General features: G+C 69.8%; 14 protein-coding genes. 4 read left to right on the forward strand and 10 right to left on the reverse strand.

What is annotated here, in order from left to right:
• Window positions 1-129: 129 nt before the first annotated feature.
• Entirely contained in the window at window positions 130-447 is a 318-nt protein-coding gene (locus OHA55_RS31525) for a cupin (RefSeq protein ID WP_266712959.1), read from the reverse strand.
• 196 nt (window positions 448-643) lie between these two features.
• Between OHA55_RS31525 and OHA55_RS31530 the strand changes: the two genes are divergently transcribed.
• Window positions 644-1,264 carry an L-threonylcarbamoyladenylate synthase gene (locus OHA55_RS31530; RefSeq protein ID WP_266712961.1) on the forward strand — a complete coding sequence of 207 codons (621 nt, stop codon included), beginning with the start codon at window positions 644-646 and terminating at the stop codon, window positions 1,262-1,264.
• Between the two features lie 93 nt (window positions 1,265-1,357).
• Here OHA55_RS31530 and OHA55_RS31535 read toward each other — a convergent pair whose 3' ends face one another.
• Together OHA55_RS31535 and OHA55_RS31540 are read right to left on the reverse strand one after the other, a co-directional pair.
• A complete protein-coding gene (locus tag OHA55_RS31535) occupies window positions 1,358-2,488 on the reverse strand; it encodes a type III polyketide synthase (RefSeq protein ID WP_266712963.1) in 1,131 nt (376 codons plus the stop codon).
• Between the two features lie 34 nt (window positions 2,489-2,522).
• A complete protein-coding gene (locus tag OHA55_RS31540; protein WP_266712965.1) occupies window positions 2,523-3,728 on the reverse strand; it encodes a cytochrome P450 in 1,206 nt (401 codons plus the stop codon).
• 261 nt (window positions 3,729-3,989) lie between these two features.
• On the opposite strand from OHA55_RS31540, the gene OHA55_RS31545 reads away from it, so the two are divergent.
• Complete coding sequence (locus OHA55_RS31545; protein WP_266712967.1) at window positions 3,990-5,210, forward strand: Dyp-type peroxidase; 1,221 nt, start codon at window positions 3,990-3,992, stop codon at window positions 5,208-5,210.
• A gap of 323 nt (window positions 5,211-5,533) precedes the next feature.
• Window positions 5,534-8,554, forward strand: coding sequence for a carbohydrate binding domain-containing protein (locus OHA55_RS31550; RefSeq protein ID WP_266712969.1), 3,021 nt, complete (start codon window positions 5,534-5,536; stop codon window positions 8,552-8,554).
• Between the two features lie 72 nt (window positions 8,555-8,626).
• Here the strand turns inward: OHA55_RS31550 and OHA55_RS31555 are convergent, their stop codons facing one another.
• The 7 genes from OHA55_RS31555 to OHA55_RS31585 all read right to left on the reverse strand — a co-directional run bounded on the left by OHA55_RS31555 (window position 8,627) and on the right by OHA55_RS31585 (window position 19,631).
• The gene (locus OHA55_RS31555; protein WP_266712971.1) at window positions 8,627-9,703 is read right to left on the reverse strand and encodes an aldose epimerase family protein; all 1,077 of its coding nucleotides are present in this window, start codon (window positions 9,701-9,703) and stop codon (window positions 8,627-8,629) included.
• Between the two features lie 169 nt (window positions 9,704-9,872).
• Window positions 9,873-10,901 (reverse strand): LacI family DNA-binding transcriptional regulator, encoded by a 1,029-nt coding sequence (locus OHA55_RS31560; protein ID WP_266712973.1) that lies wholly within the window; start codon window positions 10,899-10,901, stop codon window positions 9,873-9,875.
• A gap of 41 nt (window positions 10,902-10,942) precedes the next feature.
• Entirely contained in the window at window positions 10,943-12,013 is a 1,071-nt protein-coding gene (locus tag OHA55_RS31565; RefSeq protein ID WP_266712975.1) for an ABC transporter permease, read from the reverse strand.
• Entirely contained in the window at window positions 12,010-12,984 is a 975-nt protein-coding gene (locus OHA55_RS31570; RefSeq protein ID WP_266712977.1) for an ABC transporter permease, read from the reverse strand. The genes OHA55_RS31565 and OHA55_RS31570 overlap by 4 nt, the downstream gene beginning before the upstream one ends.
• On the reverse strand, window positions 12,981-14,630 hold the full coding sequence (locus tag OHA55_RS31575) for a sugar ABC transporter ATP-binding protein (protein WP_266712979.1): 1,650 nt from the start codon (window positions 14,628-14,630) through the stop codon (window positions 12,981-12,983). The genes OHA55_RS31570 and OHA55_RS31575 overlap by 4 nt, the downstream gene beginning before the upstream one ends.
• 161 nt (window positions 14,631-14,791) lie before the next feature.
• Window positions 14,792-15,883 (reverse strand): ABC transporter substrate-binding protein, encoded by a 1,092-nt coding sequence (locus OHA55_RS31580; protein WP_266712981.1) that lies wholly within the window; start codon window positions 15,881-15,883, stop codon window positions 14,792-14,794.
• Window positions 15,884-16,337: 454 nt separating this feature from the next.
• Window positions 16,338-19,631 carry a LamG-like jellyroll fold domain-containing protein gene (locus OHA55_RS31585; RefSeq protein ID WP_266712983.1) on the reverse strand — a complete coding sequence of 1,098 codons (3,294 nt, stop codon included), beginning with the start codon at window positions 19,629-19,631 and terminating at the stop codon, window positions 16,338-16,340.
• 1,061 nt (window positions 19,632-20,692) lie between these two features.
• On the opposite strand from OHA55_RS31585, the gene OHA55_RS31590 reads away from it, so the two are divergent.
• Window positions 20,693-21,688 (forward strand): polysaccharide deacetylase family protein, encoded by a 996-nt coding sequence (locus OHA55_RS31590; RefSeq protein WP_266712985.1) that lies wholly within the window; start codon window positions 20,693-20,695, stop codon window positions 21,686-21,688.
• The last annotated feature ends 46 nt before the right edge of the window (window positions 21,689-21,734 follow it).

The raw sequence follows: 21,734 nt of genomic DNA on the forward strand, positions 1-21,734 counted from the left end.
GTCATTCCGCCGGTGCCGTCCTTTGTCTCATGCCTCGGTTTCGCGGGAGTACACCGCCACCCCGGGAGCCCGGTCCGGTCACCGCCGGGCCGGCTCTCGTGACGGAGCCCTCGGCCGCACCCGGGGCCGTCAGTCGTTGACGGCCGTGAGGAGGACGACGGCGTCCTCCAGGGCGACCAGTCCGTGCCGCTCCCTCGGGATCGGCCCCAGACCGCCGGCCGTCAGCTCGACGTCACCGGAGGGCGCGGTGATGCGGACCGCGCCGCGGAGCACCAGGAGGGAGGCGGCGAGCGGTGCGTTGTGCTCGTCCAGCGCGGAACCGGAGGTGAGGGCGATCACCGTCTGCCGCAGCGGGGGCTGCTGGAGCAGGCGGTGCGCGCTGCGCCCGTGGGGGGAGCTGCGCGCCGCGGCCAGGTGCTCGTCCGCGAGGGCGTTGAGGTCGTTCATACCGCCACTGTGCCGCAGCACCCGCGTGCCCGCCTGCCCGCCTGCCCGCCTGCCCGCCTGCCCGCCTGCCCGCCTGCCCGCCTGCCCGCCTGCCCGCCTGCCCGCCGCCGGAGCGTGGCGTCGTACGAGGTCCGCGGGGGGTGTGGCGCCGTACGAGGTCCGCGGGGCGGCAGGGCACACCCCGTAGACTCGCCGGATGGCTAAGTATTTCGACGTGCATCCCGAGAACCCTCAGCGACGCACGATCAGCACGGTGGCCGGTCTCATCCGTTCGGACGCGCTGGTCGCGTACCCCACGGACTCCTGCTACGCCCTGGGATGCCGGCTCGGCAGCCGGGAGGGGATCAGCCGCATCCGGTCGATCCGGCATCTCGACGACCGCCACCACTTCACCCTGGTGTGCGAGAACTTCTCCCAGCTGGGCCAGTTCGTCCAGATCGACAACGACGTCTTCCGTGCGATCAAGGCGGCGACGCCCGGCCGGTACACCTTCATCCTTCCCGCGACGAAGGAGGTGCCGCGCCAACTGCTGCATCCGAAGAAGAAGACCGTGGGCGTCCGCATCCCCGACCACGCCGTGGTCCAGGCGCTGTTGAGCGAGCTGGGCGAGCCGCTGCTCTCCAGCACGTTGCTGCTGCCCGACGAGGAGGAGCCGCTGACGCAGGGCTGGGAGATCAAGGAGCGGCTCGACCACGAGGTGGACGCCGTACTGGACTCGGGCGACTGCGGGACGGAACCGACGACGGTCATCGACTTCTCGGACGGCGAGGTCACCATCGTGCGCGAGGGCGCCGGAGACATCTCCCGCTTCGAGTGAGGCCCCGCGTCCGGGTGTTCCGCGCGAGCCGTGCGGCACTCGGGGAGGTGTGCCGCACGGGCCCGGGGGGTGCGGCCACTCCCACCGGACGGTTCAGCCGAGCAGCGCGGCGCCCGGCGCGGGCAGCGCTCCGCCCGACGCGAGGAGTTCGTCCGCGCCGAGGAGCTCGTGGTCGGGCCGGCGCACCCAGCGTCCGACGGCGCACTCGGCCGTGATGCCGGGCCCGAAGCCGGCGATGAGTCCCTGCGCGGCGTCGTCGGCGCCGCCGTCCTCGAAGAGCCGGGCCAGCGCGTCGAAGACCACCGAACTGGCGATGTTGCCGCGTTCGGTGAGGGTGGCCCTGCTGTAGCGGAACATGCCCGGCGGGAGCTGGAGGAAGTGGCAGAGGTCGTCGAGGATGCGCGGGCCGCCCGCGTGCACGATGAAGAAGTCCATGGCTTGCACCGACCATCCGTGCAGGTCGACCAGGTTCTGGAGAACCGGGGCGAGCATCTCCATGGTGCCGGGGACCCGCCGGTCGAGCAGGAAGTGGAATCCGGTGTCGCGGACGGCGTAGGAGATCCAGTCCTCGGTGCCGGGCACCAGGTGCGAGCCGTTGCGTTCGAGCCGCATCCCGGCGCCGCCTTCGCCCCGGACCACGACGGCCGAGACGGCGTCGCCGAACAGGCCGTTGGAGAGCAGTGAGCCGACGCCGATGTCGGTGGGCTGGTAGCAGAGTGAGCAGAACTCGCAGGACACGATGAGGACGTTGGACTGCGGGTAGGCCCGGCAGAAGTCGTGGGCGCGGTTGATGGCCGCCCCGCCCGCCGCGCAGCCGAGCTGGGCGATCGGCAGCTGCCGGGTCTCCGGCCGGAATCCCATGGTGTTGATCAGCCAGGCGGTCAGGGACGGCATCATGAAGCCCGTGCAGGAGACGTAGACGATGAGGTCGATCTCGGCGGCCTCGACCTCGGCGTACTCCAGTGCCCGGTCCACCACTTCGGGGACCCTCTTCTTGGCCTCGGCCTCGTACACGCGGTTGCGCACCTCGAAGCCGGGGTGGCGCAGGGTCTCCTCGATCGGCTGGACGAGGTGGCGGGTCTGTACGCCGGTGTTGCGGATGAGCCTCAGGACCAGGTCGCGCTGGGGGTGGCCGTCGTGGGTCTCGCGGGCGAGGTCCAGGGTGTGCTGCATCGTGATGACGTGTTCGGGCACAGCGATGGCCGGGCGGCACAGGGTCGCCATGGGTTCTCCTCGATTCTGGGAGCGGAGGCTCTCGTCACCACGTGACGGGCAGGGCGAGCGGGTGGCGCCAGATCGACGTGGTGTTCCAGCGGATGTCCTCCGCGGGTACGCCGAGGCGCAGGCCGGGGAAGCGGCGCAGCAGCGACGAGAACGCGGTTTCGAGCTCCATGGTGGCGAGCGGGGCTCCCAGGCAGTGGTGGGCTCCCCAGCCGAAGGTCATGTGGGGGATGGAGGGCCGGTCGGGGTCCAGATCGTCCGGTCGCTCGAACTTGGCGGCGTCGCGGTTTGCGGTCAGGTAGGACACGTGGACCACGTCGCCCGCGGGGATGGTGACGCCGCCGAGTTCCACGTCCACCAGGGCGACCCGGGGGATGCCGACGCCCTTGCGGAACGGGATGTGACGGAGGAGTTCCTCCAGGGTGCGGGGCAGGCGTTCCGGGGAGTCGCGGAGGGTCTGGGCCAGCTCGGGTCGGGTGAGCAACGAGTAGGCGATATTGCCGAGTTGGTAGGTGGTGGTGTCCTGTCCCGTGATGAGCAGGACCATGGCCATGACGGTCAGTTCGTCGTCGCCGAGGAGTTCGTCGCCCTCCCGGGCGGTGGCGAGAGTGCTGATGAGGTCCTCGCCGGGCGAGCGGCGGCGCCGGGCGGTGAGTTCGCCGAAATACGCGCGGAGTTCGGCCTTGGCGCGGACGGCGTCCTCCTTGCCGGCGGCCCCGACGTTCATCATGGTGAGGGCGTGCGAGCGGAGCCAGGGCCGGTCGGGCCCGGGGATGTCGAGCACCTCGCAGATGGTGACGAGCGGCAGGGGCGCGGCGACCGCCGCCATGAAGTCGGCGGGGCCCGCGCCGTCCTCCATGGCGTCGAGGAGCCGGTCCACGATGCGCTGGGTCCCCGCCCGCATGGCGTCGATCCGGCGGGCGGTGAAGCTCTTGGCCACCAGGCTGCGGAGCCTGCTGCTGGCCGGGGGGTCCATGAGGTTGATGGCCTCGTCCTGGACGATGGGTTCGGGGGTCATCCGGGGGAAGTCCCGCCCGGTCACGGCGCTGCGGCTGAACCGCCGGTCGGTGGTGACCGTCCGGACGTCCTCGTACCGGGTGACCAGCCAGGCGTCCCCTTCTCCGTACGCCATCCGGATCCGGGAGACCGGTGCGGTGGTCAGCAACTCCTTGAGCTGGGGGTCGAACTCCAGCCGCTGCGCGAAGTCGAAGGGGCAGCTGCGTACGGTTTCCGTGTTCTCCACCGAGGTTCTCCCAGGGACCGGGCCGGCTGATGCGAGGGGCGGTCCGTCCCCGACCGGGTGCGGACCCCGGCTGTATTCCCGTTACCCTCCGAAACATGTTAACCACGCTGCGTAGTCGCCCGATCAGGGGGTGCGCGGGCGGCGCGCGGGACCGAAGGGCGCACGGCGGGTGACCCGCAGGAATGAATTTGCGCCCGGGCGCACGCCTCGCTGGTAAGGCTCACCAGCTAGACACATCGAGCACGTGGAAGAGGCGCGACCATGACAGACATCGACGACCGTCCGAGCCCCGCCGGGACGAACGGCCTTCACGGACGCCGGGGGTTCGTACTGACCGGGGTCGGCCTCGCCGGGGCGGTGGCGGGCGCACCCGACGCCTCCGCGGCGACCGGCGGACGGCCACAGGCGGTGCCGGCCGTGTCGCGGAAGGCCCCGGTGCCGTTCCACGGGCCGCACCAGGCGGGCATCCTGACACCGCAGCAGGCGTTCGTCGCATTCGTCGCCTTCGACGTGGTCGGCGAGGACCGAAGCGGACTGGCCCGCGTCTTCGACGTGTTGACCAAGCGGGCCAGGGCGCTGACCGCCGGCGCCTCGCAGGGCGGCCCGGACGACCGACTGACCGTCACGGTCGGCGTCGGGGCGTCGCTCTTCGACGAGCGCTTCGGTCTCCAGGGGCGCCGTCCGGCGGGGCTGCGGACGATGCCCGCCTTTCCGGGGGACGACCTCGACCCGGCGGCCTGCCACGGGGACCTGTCGGTCCAGGTCTGCGCGGAGCACCCCGACGCCGTCCTGGAGGTGATGCGTGATCTGCAGCTGGCGCTGCGGGGGCTGGCCGCCCCGAGGTGGCGGAGCGACGGGTTCCTCAACCCGCCCCGGCCGAGCGGTGCTCCGCGCAGCATCGTCGGCTTCAAGGACGGCATCTCCCGCCCCGACACGGCGTCCGCGAGCGAGATAGACCGGGTGCTCTGGCTGGGTTCGCGCGGCGGGGCGCCCGCCTGGGCCAAGGGCGGCTGCTATCAGGTGCTGCGGATCACCCGGCTACGGGTCGAGGCGTGGGACCGGCTGCCGGTGTCCGAGCAGGAGCGCGCCTTCGGCCGGAACAAGGCGACCGGCGCGCCGCTGACCGGGACCAAGGAGACGGACGCCCCCGACTACCGGGCGGACCCGGACGGCCGGAAGATCTCCTTCGACTCGCACATCCGCCGGGCGAACCCGCGGACGCCCGAGACGGCGGACTCGCTTCCGCTGCGCAGGAGTTACAACTTCGACCGCGGTCTGGCACCCGACGGCGGGCTCGACGTGGGACTCAACTTCTGCTGCTACCAGCAGGACATCGGGCGGCAGTTCGAGGCGGTCCAGCGGCGACTGGACGGCGAGCGCCTCGCGGACTTCACCGTCACCCGGGGCGGCGGCTACTTCCTCGTGCTGCCCGGCGTGACGGGCGCGGGCGACACGCTCGGGGCGAGCCTGCTGAAGGGCTGAAGCTTCCCTGCGGGACGACGGCGACAGGGCCCGGCAGGAGCGGCGTGAGCTGCGTTCCTGCCGGGCCCCTCGCTTCCGGAATCCCTCCCGCCGGTTCCTGTTGCTGTGAGAACCCTTTACGGAGCTGACATGCACCGGTAATTTCCTCGCCGCAAGAGATTGCAGAAAGATTCTGACAGCCATTGCCGTCGGACTCCTTCCGCTCGCCCGAACCCCGAGGCGCGTCCGGGTTCTCCGGCGGGATCTCGGCCGGTACCCGTACCGGGCACCGGCGTTGTCGGCAGCCGCGGCCTCCCCCGCCACGGCCTCCCCCTGGAGACATGATGAAACGCTCCCCCCTGCTGCGGCTGCTGAGGCGCCCCGTGGCGGCGGCCACGACGGCGACCGCGCTGCTGGGCCTGCTCACCGCGATACCCGCGCCGGAACAGGTGTCCGCGACGCCGGTCGCCGCCTCCGAGAACTCGGCCACCGTCTTCTACTGGACGAAGACCAAGAACTGGTCGGCGTACAACCTCCATTGGGCGCCCGACGGGGGCTCCTGGACCACCGTCCCCGGGACGGCGATGACCGTCGCCTGTACGGACTGGGTGAAGCTGACCGTCCCGCTCGGCAGCGCCACCGGACTGGCCGCGACCTTCAACAACGGCCAAGGAGTCTGGGACAACAACTCCGGCAACAACTACGCGCTCGGCACCGGGAACATCACGGTCAAGGACGGCGTCGTCGCACACAGCGACCCGTGCGCGGACAGCGGTACGACGCCGAGCCCCACCCCCACCGGGACGAACGGCGCGGAGGTCTACTACTCCACCGCCACGGTCGGCTGGACCACCACGAACCTCCACTACCAGCCGGTCGGTGGCGCGTGGACCACCGTCCCCGGGGTGGGCATGGAGGCGGCCTGCACCGGCTGGGTGAAGCGCACCGTCGACCTCGGCACGGCCACCGGGCTCAACGCCACGTTCAACAACGGCAACGGGGTCTGGGACAACAACAACGGGGCCAACTATGCCCTGAAGACCGGGCGCACCACGGTGAAGGACCACAAGGTCACCTCGGATGCGGCCGATCCGTGCGCCGCGGCGGTCCCGGACACCACGGCCCCGACCGCTCCGACGAAGGCGGCCGCCGCGGCGGACGGCGTCTCGGTGGTCCTGACCTGGGAACCCTCCACGGACAACGTGGGTGTGACGAAGTACCAGGTCACCCGCACCGGCGGGACGAAGGGCACCCTGGTGGCGGACACCGGCTCCACGGTGTTCTCCGACACGGGGTTGGAGGAGCGGACCACCTACAGCTACTCCGTCAAGGCGGTGGACGCGGCGGGCAACGTCTCAGCGGCCTCGGCGGCGGCGACCGCCACCACCGGCGACAAGCCGCCGGCCGCGGCCTCGGGGCAGCCACTGGGCACCGACCCGCGCAAGGACCCGATCTACTTCGTCCTCACCGCTCGCTTCGACGACGGTGACAGCACGAACAACCGGGGCGGCAGCCAGGACGTGAAATCGGGCAACGCGGCCAACAACGACCCGATGTTCCGGGGTGACTTCAAGGGACTGGTCAAGAAGCTCGACTACATCAAGGGGCTGGGCTTCTCCGCCATCTGGATCACACCGGTAGTGCTCAACCGCTCGGACTACGACTACCACGGCTACCACGGCTACGACTTCTACAAGGTCGACCCGCGCCTGGAGTCGGCCGGCGCCTCGTACCAGGACCTCATCAACGCGGCGCACGCCAAGGGGATGAAGATCTACCAGGACGTCGTCTACAACCACTCCTCGCGGTGGGGCGCCAAGGGGCTCTTCACCCCCACGGTCTACGGCGTGCGGGACGCGCAGTGGAGCTGGTACTACGACGAGAAGAACGAGGGCTTCGAGTACGACGGGCTGACCGTCGAGACGAAGTCCGGCAAGTCGTACTACAACGGCGACCTGTGGTCCACCGCCGAACCGGCGGGCAACACCTGCCTCAACTGGGGCAAGCCCACCGGCGGTACCTCCGCCGAGGGCTACAGGATCTACAACTGCCAGTGGCCGAACGCCACTTCCGGAATGTTCCCGACGGTGTACTACCACAACTGCTGGATCGGCAACTGGGAGGGCGAGGACTCACGCAGCTGCTGGCTCCACGAGGACCTCGCGGACTTCAACACCGAGAGCGCCCCGGTGCAGAACTATCTGATCGGCGCCTACGACAAGTACATCGACATGGGGGTCGACGGCTTCCGGATCGACACCGCCGTACACATCCCGCGCACCACCTGGAACCGCCGCTTCCTGCCGGCGATCCAGGAGCGGGTGACCTCGCGGTTCGGTGCCGAGGCGGCGAAGAACTTCTTCGTCTTCGGTGAGGTCGGCGCCTTCGTGAACGACAAGTGGAACCGGGGTTCGGTCAACCACTCGGCGCAGTTCTTCACCTGGAAGGAGCGCAAGGAGTACAGCGCGGACGACGCCGCCGCCTCGCTGGAGATGTACAACTACGAGGAGCAGCTCGGCACCGGGCAGCAGCCGGTCTCCGACAACGCCTTCCTCAAGGGGAACAGCTACCACACGCCGGACCACAGCCGGTTCTCCGGAATGAACGTCATCGACATGCGGATGCACATGAACTTCGGTGACGCCAACAACGCCTACAACAATGGCAAGGACTCGGACGACAGTTACAACGACGCCACCTACAACGTCGTCTACGTCGACAGCCACGACTACGGCCCCAACAAGAGCAGCGAGCGGTACGCGGGCGGCACGGACGCCTGGGCGGAGAACATGGCCCTGATGTGGACCTTCCGCGGCATCCCGACCCTGTACTACGGCTCCGAGGTCGAGTTCCAGGCGGGGAAGAAGATCGACTGCGGTCCCACCTGCCCGCTGGCGACCACCGGGCGTGCGTACTTCGGCGACCGCATCGCCGGCGACGTGACGGCCTCGGACTTCAGCAAGGTCACCTCGGCCGGCGGTGCGGTGGCGGACACCCTCGCACAGCCGCTGGTCAAGCACGTGCAGCGGCTCAACCAGATCCGGCGGGCGGTCCCGGCGCTCCAGATGGGCCAGTACTCCACCGAGGGCATCAGCGGTTCGATGGCGTACAAGCGCCGGTACACCGACGCGGCGAGCGGGACCGACTCCTTCGCTCTGGTCACCGTCACGGGTGGCGCCTCGTACACCGGCATCCCGAACGGCACCTACAAGGACGCCGTGACCGGGGACGTGCGGACCGTGTCCGACGGGACCCTCTCGGTGGCCGCGCCGGGCAAGGGCAACATGCGGGTGTACGTGCTCGACCTGGGCGGCAAGAACGCCGCTCCCGGGCAGATCGGCACCGCCGGCCCGTACCTGAAGTAACGGCGGCGCAGCGTACGAAGACCGCCGGCGCGGGTCCGCGCCGGCGGTCTTCGTGTGGTGGCTCGTCGGGGGTTACCGGCCCACGCTCAGGTGCGGAAAGCGCCATTCGGTGCGGGTGCGGAGCGTCTGGCCGGGGCGCAGGACGGTGGTGGGGTAGCCGGCGCGGTTGGGCGAGTCGGGCAGGTGCTGGGTCTCCAGGCAGACCGCGCCGTGGCGGTCGTGCACCCGGCCCTCGCCGTCGGTGAAGGTGCCGTCCAGCAGGTTGCCCGTGTAGACCTGAATGCCCGGTTCGGTGGTCCACACCTCCATCACGCGGGAGGCGTCGGGGGCGGTGAGCCGGGCGGCGCGGCGCAGGCCGTCGCCGGGGGCCGCGTCGCGCAGGACCCAGCAGTGGTCGAATCCGCCGGCCGAGGCCAGCTGCTCGTGCGGGAGGGCGAGGCGGTCCCGCAGCACGTGGGGGGAGGTGAGGTCGAAGGGGGTGCCGCGCACCTCGACCGGGTCGCCCTCGGGAATGCCCTCGGGGTCCACCGGGAGGTAGTGGTCGGCGTCGACCTCCAGGGTGTGCCCGAGGATGTCGTCGTCGCCCAGGTTGAAGTAGGCGTGCTGGGTGAGGTTGACGACGGTCGCCCGGTCGGTGGTGGCGGTGCAGTCGAGCGAGAAGGTGCCCGACGCGTCGACGGCGTAGGTGGCGTGGACGTCGAGGGCGCCGGGGAAGCCCATGTCGCCGTCGGGGCTGTGCAGACGCAGGTCGACGAAGGCGGCGTCGCCGTCCTCCCTGCCCGACGCCTCCCACATTCTGGTGTTGAAGCCCTCGGGTCCGCCGTGGAGTGCGTGGCCGCGGTCGTTGACGGGGATCTCGTGGGTGGTGCCGTCGAGTGCGAAGCTGCCGTGTGCGATGCGGTTGGCGTAACGGCCCACGAGCGCCCCGAAGTAGGGGTGGTCCTTCGCGTATTCGTCCATCGTCGAGAGCGATCTGACGATCTGTCGGCTCTCGCCGTGGGCGTCCGGCACGGTGAGGCGGTGCAGGACACCCCCGTAGGTGAGGACTTCGGCCCGCACTCCCGTTCCGGAATCCAGCGTCCAGAGGTCTGCTTCGGCGCTTCCGGGAGCGGAGCCGAAGGGGGTGCGGTGCGCGGTGGGGCGGGGCATCGGCGTTCCTTGGTGGAAAGCGGCCGGCCGGTACGGGTGGGCGCAGCGGTCGGCCGGAGGGACGGCGGCCGACGGCCGTCGTGGACGGGTGGGGGTGGTCGCGGCGGACCGGGCCGGGCCGCCGGCGGGACGGCCCGGGCCGCCGGGGCGCGATGCCCCGGCGCCCCGGTCAGGCGGCCGGGCCGGGCCGGCCGGGGACCGTCGATTCGCGGACGACGAGCCGGTAACCGGGGCGCGGGCGCCGCGGTTCGGTCACTGGTGCGCCCGCGAGCCGCTCGACGAGGCTGTCGACCGCGAGGCGGGCGATGGCCTCCTTGTCGGGGGCGATGGTGGTGAGGGTGGTGGTGCCGTAACTGCTTTCCTCGATGTCGTCGAAGCCGACGAAGGCGATGTCGCCGGGGACGGCCAGCCCTCGCTCGGTGACGGTGCGCATGGCCCCGATCGCGATCAGGTCGTTGTAGGCGAAGACCGCGTCGGGCCGTTCGCCCCGGTCGAGCAGGGATGCCATCGCGATGGCGCCGTCCTCACGCCCGAATCCGTCCGTGACCACGACCAGCGCTTCGTCCGGTTCGATGCCGGCGGCCGTCAGCTCTTCGCGCCAGCCGCGCAACCGGAGGTGTGCGGGCTGGCGTTCACGGCCGGTACGGGATCCGAGGAAGGCGATCCTGCTGCGTCCGTGGTCGAGGAGATGGCGTACCGCGGTACGGGCGGCGGCGACGTTGTCGATCGCGATGTGGTCGTACGGCGCCTCGTACTCCCGCTCCCCCAGCAGGACCAGGGGTGCGGTCTCCTCGCGTGCCATCAGGTCCTCGGTCTCCAGATGGATCGGGCTCATGATGAGCCCGTCGATCACGTGCGACCTGAACCCCTGGCTGACCAGCAGTTCCTTCTCGCGGAGTCCTGCCGTGTGGTCGACCAGCACGGTGTAGTCGTGCCGGGCGGCGGCGTCGACGACGGCTCCGGCCAGTTCGGCGAAGTACGGGTTGCCGAACTCGGGGACCGCCAGCGCGATGATGCCCGTACGGCCCTTGCGCAGGTGGCGGGCGGTGAGGTTCGGCCGGTAGCCGAGCTCGTCGATCGCCTGCTGCACTTTGGCCCGCATCTTCGGGGTGACGTGCTGATAGTTGTTGACCACGTTGGACACGGTCTTGATCGACACGCCCGCCCGCTGCGCGACGTCCTTGAGGCTGACGCCCACGGCACTCCTTCACTCGGTTCGGCTATGAGAAACGGCTCCGCTCACGTGGTTCTGCGGTTGCGCGACAGATAGCGCTGCGCCACCACGACAACGATAAGGAAGCCGCCGCTGACCACCGACTGGTAGGAGGAGTTGAGGGTACCGATCTGGTTGATCAGATTCTGGATGACGGCGAGCAGCAGCACGCCCCAGAGGGTTCCGCTGATCGATCCGGCGCCGCCGACCAGCAGCGTTCCGCCGATGACGACGGCGGAGATCGCGTCGAGCTCCATGCCCACGCCGACGATGGTGACGCCGGAGGTGAGCCGTGCCGCGCTCAGCGCTCCGGCGAGGCCGGCGAGCAGACCGCTCAGCGTGTAGACGAGGATCTTCGTCCGGGCAACGGGGAGACCCATCAGGGTCGCGGCGTCGCTGCTGCCGCCCACGGCGAAGATCGACTGTCCGAACGAGGTGCGCTGGAGAACGAGTCCGCCGATCCCGAAGAGCGCGAGGGCGATCAGGAGCGGGTACCCGAAGCCCCAGACCGCGCCCTGTCCCAGCTCGGCGAAGGCCGAGTCCTTCGGTACGAGGTAGGTGGTGCCGCCCTCGTCGGTGAGGGAGAGCAGCAGACCTCGGGCGCCGAGCAGTGTGGCGAGGGTGACGATGAAGGGGGCCATCCCGGCACGGGCGATGAGGAACCCGTTGAGCAGGCCGATCGCGGAGCAGACCACGAGCGGTACGAGCAGCGCGGGCAGGAATCCGTACTGGGAGGCCCAGGCGGCGAGGACGCCGCCGAGGGCGAAGACGGAGCCGACCGAGAGGTCGATGCCGCCGGTGATGATGACCATGGTCATGCCGAGGGCGATCACGGCGGGGAAGGACGCCTGCACGGTGACACCGCGGACGTTGTCCAGGCTGTGGAACGCCGGGTACTTGATGGAGGCGCCGACGATCACCAGGATCAGCACGGCGAGGACGCCCTGGCGCTGGAGGAGGTCGAGGACGCGCTGTCCCGTGGTGGGGCCGGTGGAGCCGGCACCCTTCTGGAGACGGGGCTCGGGCGCCTTGGCCGGAGCGGGGGTCGCGTGCGGGGCCGTGGTCCGGGCCACCGGGGCGGAGGAGGTTTCGTTCATCGGGACCGGCGCTCCCGGGCGACGTAGACGGCAGCGATGATGATGGCAGCCTGGGCGATCTGGGCGGTGGAGTCGGGCAGGTCGTGCTTGACGAGGGTGGCGCGCAGGAGCTGCATCAGCAGGGCTCCGGCGACGGTGCCGAGCACGCGGACGGAACCGCCGGTGAGCGGGGTTCCGCCGACCACGACGGCGGTGATGGCGGAGAGCTCCATCAGGGTGCCGAGCGAAGACGGGTCGCTGGCGGTGAGCCGGGCCGTGGCCAGCACGCCGGCCAGGGCGGCCAGCACGCCGCAGAGCACGTAGACGCCGATGAGGACGCGCTTGACGGGCAGTCCTGCGAGTTGGGCGGCGGCGCGGTTGCCGCCGATGGCGACGACCTGGCGGCCGAAGGTGGTGCGCCCGATCAGGAAGGCCACGGCGACGGCGAGGACGCCGGCGATGAGCACGACCAGCGGAATGCCGAGGAAGGAGTCGGTGCCGAGCGCGAGCAGATCGGGGTTCTCGATCTGCTTGAGCTGGCCGTCCGCCATCACCAGGGCGAGGCCGCGGCCGCCCACGAAGAGCGCGAGGGTGGCGACGATGGGCTGGAGCCCGACGAGCGAGACGAGCGATCCGTTGATCGCGCCGACGACCGCGCCGGCGAGCAGGGCGATGCCGAGCGCCGGTACCAGTCCGTACCCGAGGTAGAGCGGGAGGAGCGCCGCGGCCAGCGCCATCGTCGAGCCGACGGAGAGGTCGACGCCCTCGGTGCCGATGACCAGGGCCATGCCCAGGGCGACGATGACGATCGGGGCGACCTGGACGAGCTGCGTGCGCAGGTTGTCGGTCGTCAGGAAGTGGTCGGTGAAGAGCGCGTTGAAGAGCAGCAGCACGGCGACGGCCGCGTAGACGCCGTACTCCTGCCACCACGCGGGGGTGCGCAGCCGGGCCAGCGGGTTCGCTGCGGGCGGGGCCAGGGTGGCCTGGGTCATCGGGGTTCCTCCTGTGCGACCGGGGTCTTCTCCGGCGTGGCCGGCGCGTTCGTGGGCGACGCGTCCGGGGCGTGGTCGGCGAGCACTTCGAGCAGCCGGCTCTCGGCCACCTCGTCGCCGGCGAGCTCGCCCGCCACGGCTCCGCCGCGCAGGACGACGATGCGGTCGGCGCCCTCGATGAGCTCCTCGATGTCGGAGGAGATGAGCAGCACCGCCAGGCCTTCGCCCGCGAGTTCGTCGATGAGGCTCTGGACCTCCGCCTTGGCGCCGACGTCGATGCCGCGGGTGGGCTCGTCGAGCAGCAGGACCTTGGGCTCCAGGCAGAGCCAGCGGGCGATCAGCACCTTCTGCTGGTTGCCGCCGGAGAGTTCGCCGACCTTCTGCTCGGGGCTGGAGCACTTGATGCGCAGGCGCTTCATGAAGATCTCGACGACGCGGTCCTGCTTGGCGCGGGAGACGACTCCGGCCCGGGAGAGGCGGGGCATCGCGGCGAGCACGATGTTCTCGCGCACCGACAGACCGGGGATGATGCCCTCGGCCTTGCGGTCCTCGGGGAGGAGGCTGATGCCGGCCTTGATGGCGGCGGCCGGGGAGAGCCGGCCGAGCTTCTTGCCGTCGACGGTGATGTTCCCCGCGTCGACGGGCAGCGCGCCGGAGAGGGCCTTCGCCGTCTCGCTGCGGCCGGACCCGAGGAGGCCACCGAGTCCGAGCACCTCTCCGCCGTACAACTCCAGGGAGATGTCGTGGAGATGGTGGCGGCTGGAGACGCCGGCCGCGGTGAGGACCGGCGTACGGGTGGTGTCGTGGCCGCCCTCGGTGAAGTTGGTGAGGCCCGACCGCTTGACCTCGGCCATGTCACGGCCGAGCATCATCGACACGAGCTGCATCCGGTTGAGGTCGGCGAGGTCGCCGGTGTGGATGTGGCGGCCGTCGCGCAGCACGGTGACCCGGTCGCAGATCCGGTAGAGCTCGTCCATGCGGTGGCTGACGTAGAGGACGGCGATGCCGCGCTCACGGAGGTTGGCGATGACGCGGAAGAGCGTCTCGACCTCGCGGGGCTCCAGCGAGGAGGTGGGCTCGTCCATGATGACGACCTGGGCGTTGACCGAGACGGCACGCGCGAGCGCGACCATCTGCTGGGTGCCGATGCCGAGGGTGTTCAGCGGACGCTTGGGGTCGACGCGGACGCCGAAGCCGTCGAGCAGCTCGGTCGTCTCGCGGTGCATCCGGCCGAAGTCGATCATCCCGACGCGGTTCTTGGGCTCGCGTCCGAGGAAGATGTTCCGCGCCACGCTCATCAGCGGGACGAGGTTGACCTCCTGGTAGATGGTGGAGATGCCGGCCTGCTGGGCCTCGAAGGGCCGGGCGAAGCGGACGGCTCCGCCGTTCATCCGGAGTTCGCCGCCGTCGGGCCGGTAGACCCCTGTGAGCACCTTGATGAGGGTGGACTTGCCGGCACCGTTCTCACCGACCAGGGCGTGGGTCTCGCCGGCCCGCAGGGAGAACGACACGTCGTCCAGGGCGACGACGCCGGGGAACCGCTTGCTGACGCCGCGGGCTTCGAGGACCGAGCCGGCTTCCTGGGCGGGGCCCGGGCCGGTCGCGACGGGCTCGGGCGGCTGGGTTACTGCTTCGGGTGGTGCCATGAATCCTGGCCTTCCAAGTTCCAAGGTGCCGAAAGGGCGGGCACGGGGGTGGAGGGTCCCCCGTACCGGTTGGCGACGGAGGGAACTCCCGGCCGCCGTGGCACGGTTCGCGCCACGGCGGTCGCGGGAGAGCCTCAGGTGGTGTCCGGCTGGACGACGGATCAGTACGCGCCGCCGACCGACGCCTTGGCGTTGGTCTCGTCGTACGCGCGGTCCGAGATGATGACGTTCTCGGGGATCTCCTCGCCGCCGTAGAACTTCTGGGCGGTCTGGAACGCCAGGGGGCCGAAGCGCGGGTTGGACTCGATCACGGCGTTGTACTCACCGTTGACGACGGCCTGGACGGCGTTGCGGGTGCCGTCGACGGACACGATCTTGACGTCCTTGCCCGGCTTCTTGCCGGCGGCCTTGAGCGCGGTGACGGCGCCGAGGCCCATCTCGTCGTTCTCGGCGTAGACGGCGGTGATCTCGGGCTTCGACTGGATCAGCTGCTCCATGACCTGCTGGCCCTTGTCACGGGCGAACTCGCCGGTCTGCTGGGCCACGATCTCCAGTCCCGGGGCCTTCGCCGCGAGCTGGTCCACGAAGCCCTTGGTACGGTCGGTGGTGACGCCGTTGCCGGAGGTGCCGAGGAGGATGGCCACCTTTCCCTTGCCGCCGGTCGTCTTGATCATCGCGTCGGCGGCGCGCTTGCCCTGCTCCACGAAGTCCGAGCCGAGGAAGGCCACGTAGTCCTTGCAGGCGCCGGCGTTGAGCTTGCGGTCGATGGTGAGGACCGGGACCTTCTTGGCCGCTGCGGCCTTCAGCGCGGGCTCCAGGCCGTCCGAGTTGAGCGGGGCGACGATGAGGAACTGCGCACCCTGGGAGAGCATGTCCTGGATGTCGCTGATCTGCTTCGACAGCTGCGACTGGGCGTTGGTGGTGAGCAGCTTCTTCACGCCGACCTTGGCCGCCTCGTCCTTGATGGACTGGGTCTCGGCGATACGGAACGGGTTGGCCTCCTTCTCCGACTGGGAGAAGCCGACGATCGCGTTCTTGAGGTCGAGCTTGGGCGCCCCGTAGGTCTGGAGGGAGCAGCCGGAGCCGGAGGTGCTGTCGGGGGCCGTGGTGGCCGCCTGGGCGGCCTGCCCCGTGTCGGAGGAGGCGGAGGTGTCGTTGGTCTCCGACTTCGAGCAGCCGGCCGCGGTGAGCATTGCGGTGGCGGCGAGCACGCAGGCCGCGGCGAGGGTACGGGATCGGCGCTGGATCATCATGCGCGGGACGCTCCTTGGGCGGGATGACGGCACGCGGAACCACGTGCGGTCTGACTGTTTCTGATGAAGCATCAGCTCATTTGCGGCTGATGCCGGTTGCCTGTCCACGACGTGTTCCGTGGGTACGGACGGGGGTCGGGAGGGGCGGCGCGGCCTGTCGGCGGCTCGGTTTACAACGTTATATATGCGGCTTCGGCGCGACGGCAAGAGCGCGACGGATGCGTTTCCAAAATGTGTCGTGGGGCGAGGGACGGGGCCTTTGCCCGGCTCGCGCGCACCCGCGCACCCGCGCCGTATGCGGGCGCGCGACAGCACCGCTGCGGACCGCTGAGGGGCCAACACCGGTGGAAAACCGTTAGGTTCAAGAGGGCGGGCCCGGACGCACTGAAGCGGTCCGCCCCGCCGGGAAGGTGGCCCGCCGGCGCCATGGACGCGCCGGCGGGCCACCGTCGGATCAGGCCTTCGGGGCGTGAGCGGCGTACAGCGCGCTCACGTCGGCGGCGCCGAGCGCCTTGTCGAAGACCTCGACCTGGTCGACCGAACCGTTCCAGAAGTCGGTCGGGTTGCCGTTCCACTTGGCACGGCCCACGGAGAGCGGACCGGTGCTCACGTCACCCGCACCGCCGGCCGCGGCGGTCCCGGCGAGCTTGCCGTCGAGGTAGATCGAGATGGTGTCGCCCTGGCGCACTCCCACCAGGTGGTACCACTTGCCCAGTTCGGGGGTGGTCACCGCGCGGGCGCGGTTGGCGCCCGGCAGGGAGAAGGCGAACGCACCCTGTCCGTACTGGAGATAGAACGGGTTCTCGGTGCGCCGGCCGTCCTGGCTGACGGCGGAGGCGTAGTTGCTGGGCAGCTGGTCCAGGGTGACCCACGCGGAGACGGAGTAGTCCTTCGTGGTGTCCACGACCGGACCCGCGGTCTGCGCGTACTGGGCGTCGCCCGAGAACTTCAGCGCGGAGCCCGAGACGCCCTGCGTCCACGAGGCGCCACCGGTCAGGGTGAGCGGGGCGTGGTTCGGGCCGCTGTCGGCGGCCTTGGTGCCCTTGTTCTCGTCCAGGTTCCAGGCGGCTCCGCCCTTCACCTCGTCGCGCTGACCGGCCGCGGCGCCGGCCGCGATGACCTTCTCGTTGATCGCGCGCACCGCCGCGATGTCGACCTTGGCCTCACGACGGTCGTACGTCCACAGGCCGTTCAGTTCGTGCTCCAGGTCGGTGACCTGGGTGTACACGGAGCCGGAGAGCTCGGCGCCGGCCGCTTCGAGGTAGTACTTCTCGGTGTTCTCGACGTACTTGGCGGTGAGCGCGGCCTTGTCGTTGACCCCGCTGTAGATCACCGTCGGCGCGCCCGGCCACATGTGTCCGGGAGTGCGGAGCGTGAAGCCACCGTGCTCGCCGTCCATCGCCGCCCGGGTGGCGTCCGGGAAGGCGGGGTCGTTGTTGCCGTAGTCGTGGTGGTCGATGATGTCCCCGGCGCCGGAGTCACCCTTCGAGTTGCAGCAGTTGACGCCACTGTGGGCGTTCACGACGCGCGAGGGGTCGGCGGCCTCGACGGCCTCGGTGAGCTTGCCGGTCGCGGTGCGGTCCCACTCGCCCCAGCCCTCGTTGAAGACGATCCAGCCCCCGATGGACGGGTAGTTGTGCAGCTGGGTCATCTCCTCCTTCGCCTGGGAGATGAAGGCCTGCTGGCCCGCTTCGCTGTCGATGCCGGCGGAGACGAAGTCCTGCCAGACGAGGAGTCCGAGCTGGTCCGCGTGGTAGTACCAGCGGGGCGACTCGACCTTGATGTGCTTGCGCACGGCGTTGAAGCCGAGGTCCTTCTGCGCCTTCAGGTCGAAGACGAGGGCCGCGTCGCTGGGCTGGGTGTAGAGACCGTCCGGGTAGAAGCCCTGGTCCAGCTGGGCGAGCGAGAAGAACGGCTTACCGTTCAGGGTGAGCTTCTGGTAGCCGCCCACCTTCTCGACCTTGAGCGAGCGCATACCGAAGTAGCTGCTCACCTTGTCGCTGGAACGGCCGTCGACCAGGGTCACGTCCAGGTCGTAGAGGTACGGGTCGTCCGGGGACCAGAGGTGCTCCTTGGCCACGGGGAGGCTGAGCTCACGGTTGGCGGGACCGGTGACGGTACCGACGACCTTGCCCTTCTTGTCCCGGGCGACGGCCTTCACGAGGGCGCCGGAGGAGGCGTCGTCGGAGTTGACGGTGACGGCGAGCCGCCCCTTGTCGATGTCCGGGGTGGTGGTCAGAGAGTCGACCGAGGCGGGCGAGACCGGCTCCATCCAGACGGTCTGCCAGATGCCGGAAGTGGCGGTGTACTCGATGCCACCGGGGTTCGAGGACTGCTTGCCCTTCGGCTGGTTCGCACCGGTCGTGTCGGTGACGGCGACCACGATCTCCTGCTGACCGGTGCCCTTGAGGGCGTCCGTGATGTCGGCGTCGAAAGCGGTGTAGCCGCCGGTGTGCTCGACGACCTTCTTGCCGTTGACGTACACGGTCGCGTTGTAGTCGACCGCACCGAAGTTGAGCTTCAGCCGCTTGCCGTGGGCCTTGTCCACCGCCCAGCTCTTGGGGACCGTCACGAGCTTGCGGTAGAACATGTGGTCCTCGTGGCGCTCCAGACCGGAGAGCTGGGACTCCACCGCGAACGGCACGGTGATCTTCTCGCCGAGCTTCTTGCCGAAGACCGGCTGCTCGCCCGCCGCGGCGCCGGCGAACTCCCAGGTGCCGTTGAGGTTCTTCCAGTCCTTGCGGACCTGCTGCGGCCGGGGGTACTCGGGCAGCGGGTTGTTGCGGTCGAGCTTGTCGCCCCAGACGGTGGTGAGACGCTTGGTCGACAGGTTCTTGGCGTTGCGGCTGATGTCGGGGACGGTCTTGCCGCCCACCGTGAGGCCACCCTCGGTGCCGTACGTGACCTTGACCTGCTGGCCCTTCTGGATGGCCTCGGACAGGGTCACGATGAGCGAGTTGCCCTTGCCGGACGCCTTGACGACGGACTTGATCGGCATCGGCGTGGTGTCCGCCTCGATGACGAGGTGGTCCTTCACGGCGGCGAGGTTGCCGACCTTGTCGTCGAACGTGGCCTGGAGGCGCTTGCCGTCCTCGGCGACGGTCAGGGCGACCGGGTAGACCTCGTAGTCGGCGGGCGGGGTGAACGCCGACTCGGGGACGATCTGCTTGGCGAGCGCCGGGCTCGACCAGCGCAGGAACATGTTGGCGCCGCCGACGTCCTGGAACATCTCCAGTTTGAAGTCGTGCTGCACGCCCGCTTCCAGGTGGACCGGCTTGCTCGTCTGCTCGACGTCCCAGTCACCCACCCAGTGGTCGATGACCGCGACGCCGTCGATCAGCAGCCGGAAACCGTTGTCGCCGCTCGCGGAGAAGGTGTAATCACCGGTCGCCGGGGCCTGGATCTGGCCAGTCCAGCGCGCGGTGGTGTTCTCGGTCTGACCTGTGGCCGACTGGAAAGTACCCGTGAGATCACCGAAGTTGACCTGCGGATCCAGGGCAGTGGCGCCGAGCTTGGCGAAGTCCCGCGCCCCGGGGGCGGACATCGCGTAGTACTCGCCCTTGAGCCCGTGGACCAGAGTGGCCGGGTTCTCGGATACGAACGTCGGCGCCGTGGCCTCGGACGCCGAGTGGCCGGCGGGAGCCGCGGCGGCCGCCGGGATCACGGTGATGCCGAGGGGCATCGCCAGCGCCGCCGTACAGGCGATCGTCATCAAAGCCGCACGTCGGCGCGGTAGTTGTCGTCTCATGGCATTGTCCTCACGAAGGAGCTGAGTGCCTCGGACGAGCGAGGCACAGCACATGGTCGATCATTGAGCCACAGCGCAAGCGTCGTCACAACGGTCGTGCACAGAAAATTTTCAACGATAGAAATTCGTTACCGGAGCGCGTACCGTTCACACGACGGAAACTCCCCGACGGACCTGCACACTCTTGCCCGTTGCCCACCGGAGGCGGAGCGCACCGTTCCGCGGCCGACCCCGACGGACGCGCGAGCGACCCCACCTCGCCGAACGATCAGGTTCGACAAGTAGATTTCGAGCCAATCCTCTCGGGAGCTCCCCACAGCACCGAGAACGGGCTGCGGCATCGGGGATTGGGGATCGGGGATCACCCGACCGCCGACGCCCCACGGACCCTTCGGTCCGACCTCCCGGACGCCGAGCCGAGGGGTCGCCACAGGCGCATGATCCCGCCTCCCCGCCGATTTGACAACGTTGTCGAGCATTTCGGACCAAGGGACCGCCGGAAGCCTGCCCCGAGGGATTCCCCGGGACTTCCGGACGGAGGGGGCCAACTCCCCGCGTCGGCTCCACAGCCGAACCGACGGCTCACCCGATCGCGCCTCGCGGGGTGATCCGCGATCAACCGGAACCCCCGCCGTGACCGGCCGGCCACGGACGCCACACCTCACCCGCATCACCCCGGATCGAGGCATTCACGCCCCGCCACCCCAACGACCGCAAGATTCTCGAAACTTTCGATTGAATCGACACTCAGGAAACCGGCAAACGACGGCCCTTTCTGGACCTCCCTGGGGAGATTCGAAGCAACTCCCCTTTCACCAGCGGGAACCGACTCCGGAACCAGCAAAATGCGTTCCGACGCTTTCGTCGCGACAACCGAAACCATTGACAGCCAACGGGCCCGCATCAACACTGATCGCCGTCGGTCGCACCCCCGCAACCGGCTCGGCCGCGATCTTTCAACTCCGCTACACACACTGCACGTTGACGTCAGACGAGCGCCGACGACGGATCGTCCGACGTCCGAGCCGAGTTTTCCCTCACCCCCAGGAGGAACCATCACCATGCGACGCCCCCTGATCCCTTCCCTCCGCCCTCTGCGCGCGGCTCTGGCAGCGACGCTGACTGCGGTGACGAGCGTCACCGCCCTGGTGGCCGTCGCCTCCCCTTCGGACGCCGCGACCTGCAACGGATATGTCGGGCTGACCTTCGACGACGGGCCGTCGAACGACCACACGCCCGCCGTGCTCAACGCGCTCAAGCAGAACGGGCTTCGGGCGACCATGTTCAACGAGGGCCAGTTCGCAGCCTCCTACCCGGCGCAGGTGAAGGCGGAGGTCGACGCCGGTATGTGGGTCGGCAACCACAGCTACACGCACCCGCACCTGATCCAGCAGAGCCAGGCGCAGATGGACTCGGAGGTCTCCCGGACCCAGCAGGCCATCGCGGCGGCGGGCGGCGGGACTCCGAAACTTTTCCGTCCTCCGTACGGCGAGACCAACGCGACGCTGCAGGCCGTCGAGGCCAAGTACGGGCTGACGCAGGTGATCTGGGACGTCGACTCGCAGGACTGGAACGGCGCGAGCACCGACGCGATCGTCCAGGCCGCCGGGCGACTCACCAACGGCCAGATCATCCTCATGCACGAGTGGCCCGCCGCCACCCTCGCGGCGATCCCGCGCATCGCCCAGGGGCTGGCGGCCCGCGGACTGTGCGCGGGAATGATCTCGCCGCAGACGGGACGCGCCGTCGCCCCTGACGGAGGCGGCACCGGCGGCGGGGGCGGCACCGGTGACGGCTGCTCCGCGACCCTGTCCGCGGGCCAGCAGTGGAGCGACCGCTACAACCTCAACGTCTCGGTCACCGGCTCCGCCAACTGGACCGTCACGATGAACGTCCCCTCCCCGGAGAAGATCATCGCGACGTGGAACATCGCGGCGGCCTACCCCAGCGCCCAGGTACTGACCGCGAAGCCCAACGGCAGCGGCAACAACTGGGGAGTGACGATCCAGACCAACGGCTCCACGGCCTGGCCGACGGTCTCGTGCAGCGCCGGCTGACCCCGCGAGGTCCACGAGAAGCCGCCTGAGGACTGTCCAGGAACGA

Source organism: Streptomyces sp. NBC_00102 (assembly GCF_026343115.1).
Lineage (GTDB): Bacteria > Actinomycetota > Actinomycetes > Streptomycetales > Streptomycetaceae > Streptomyces.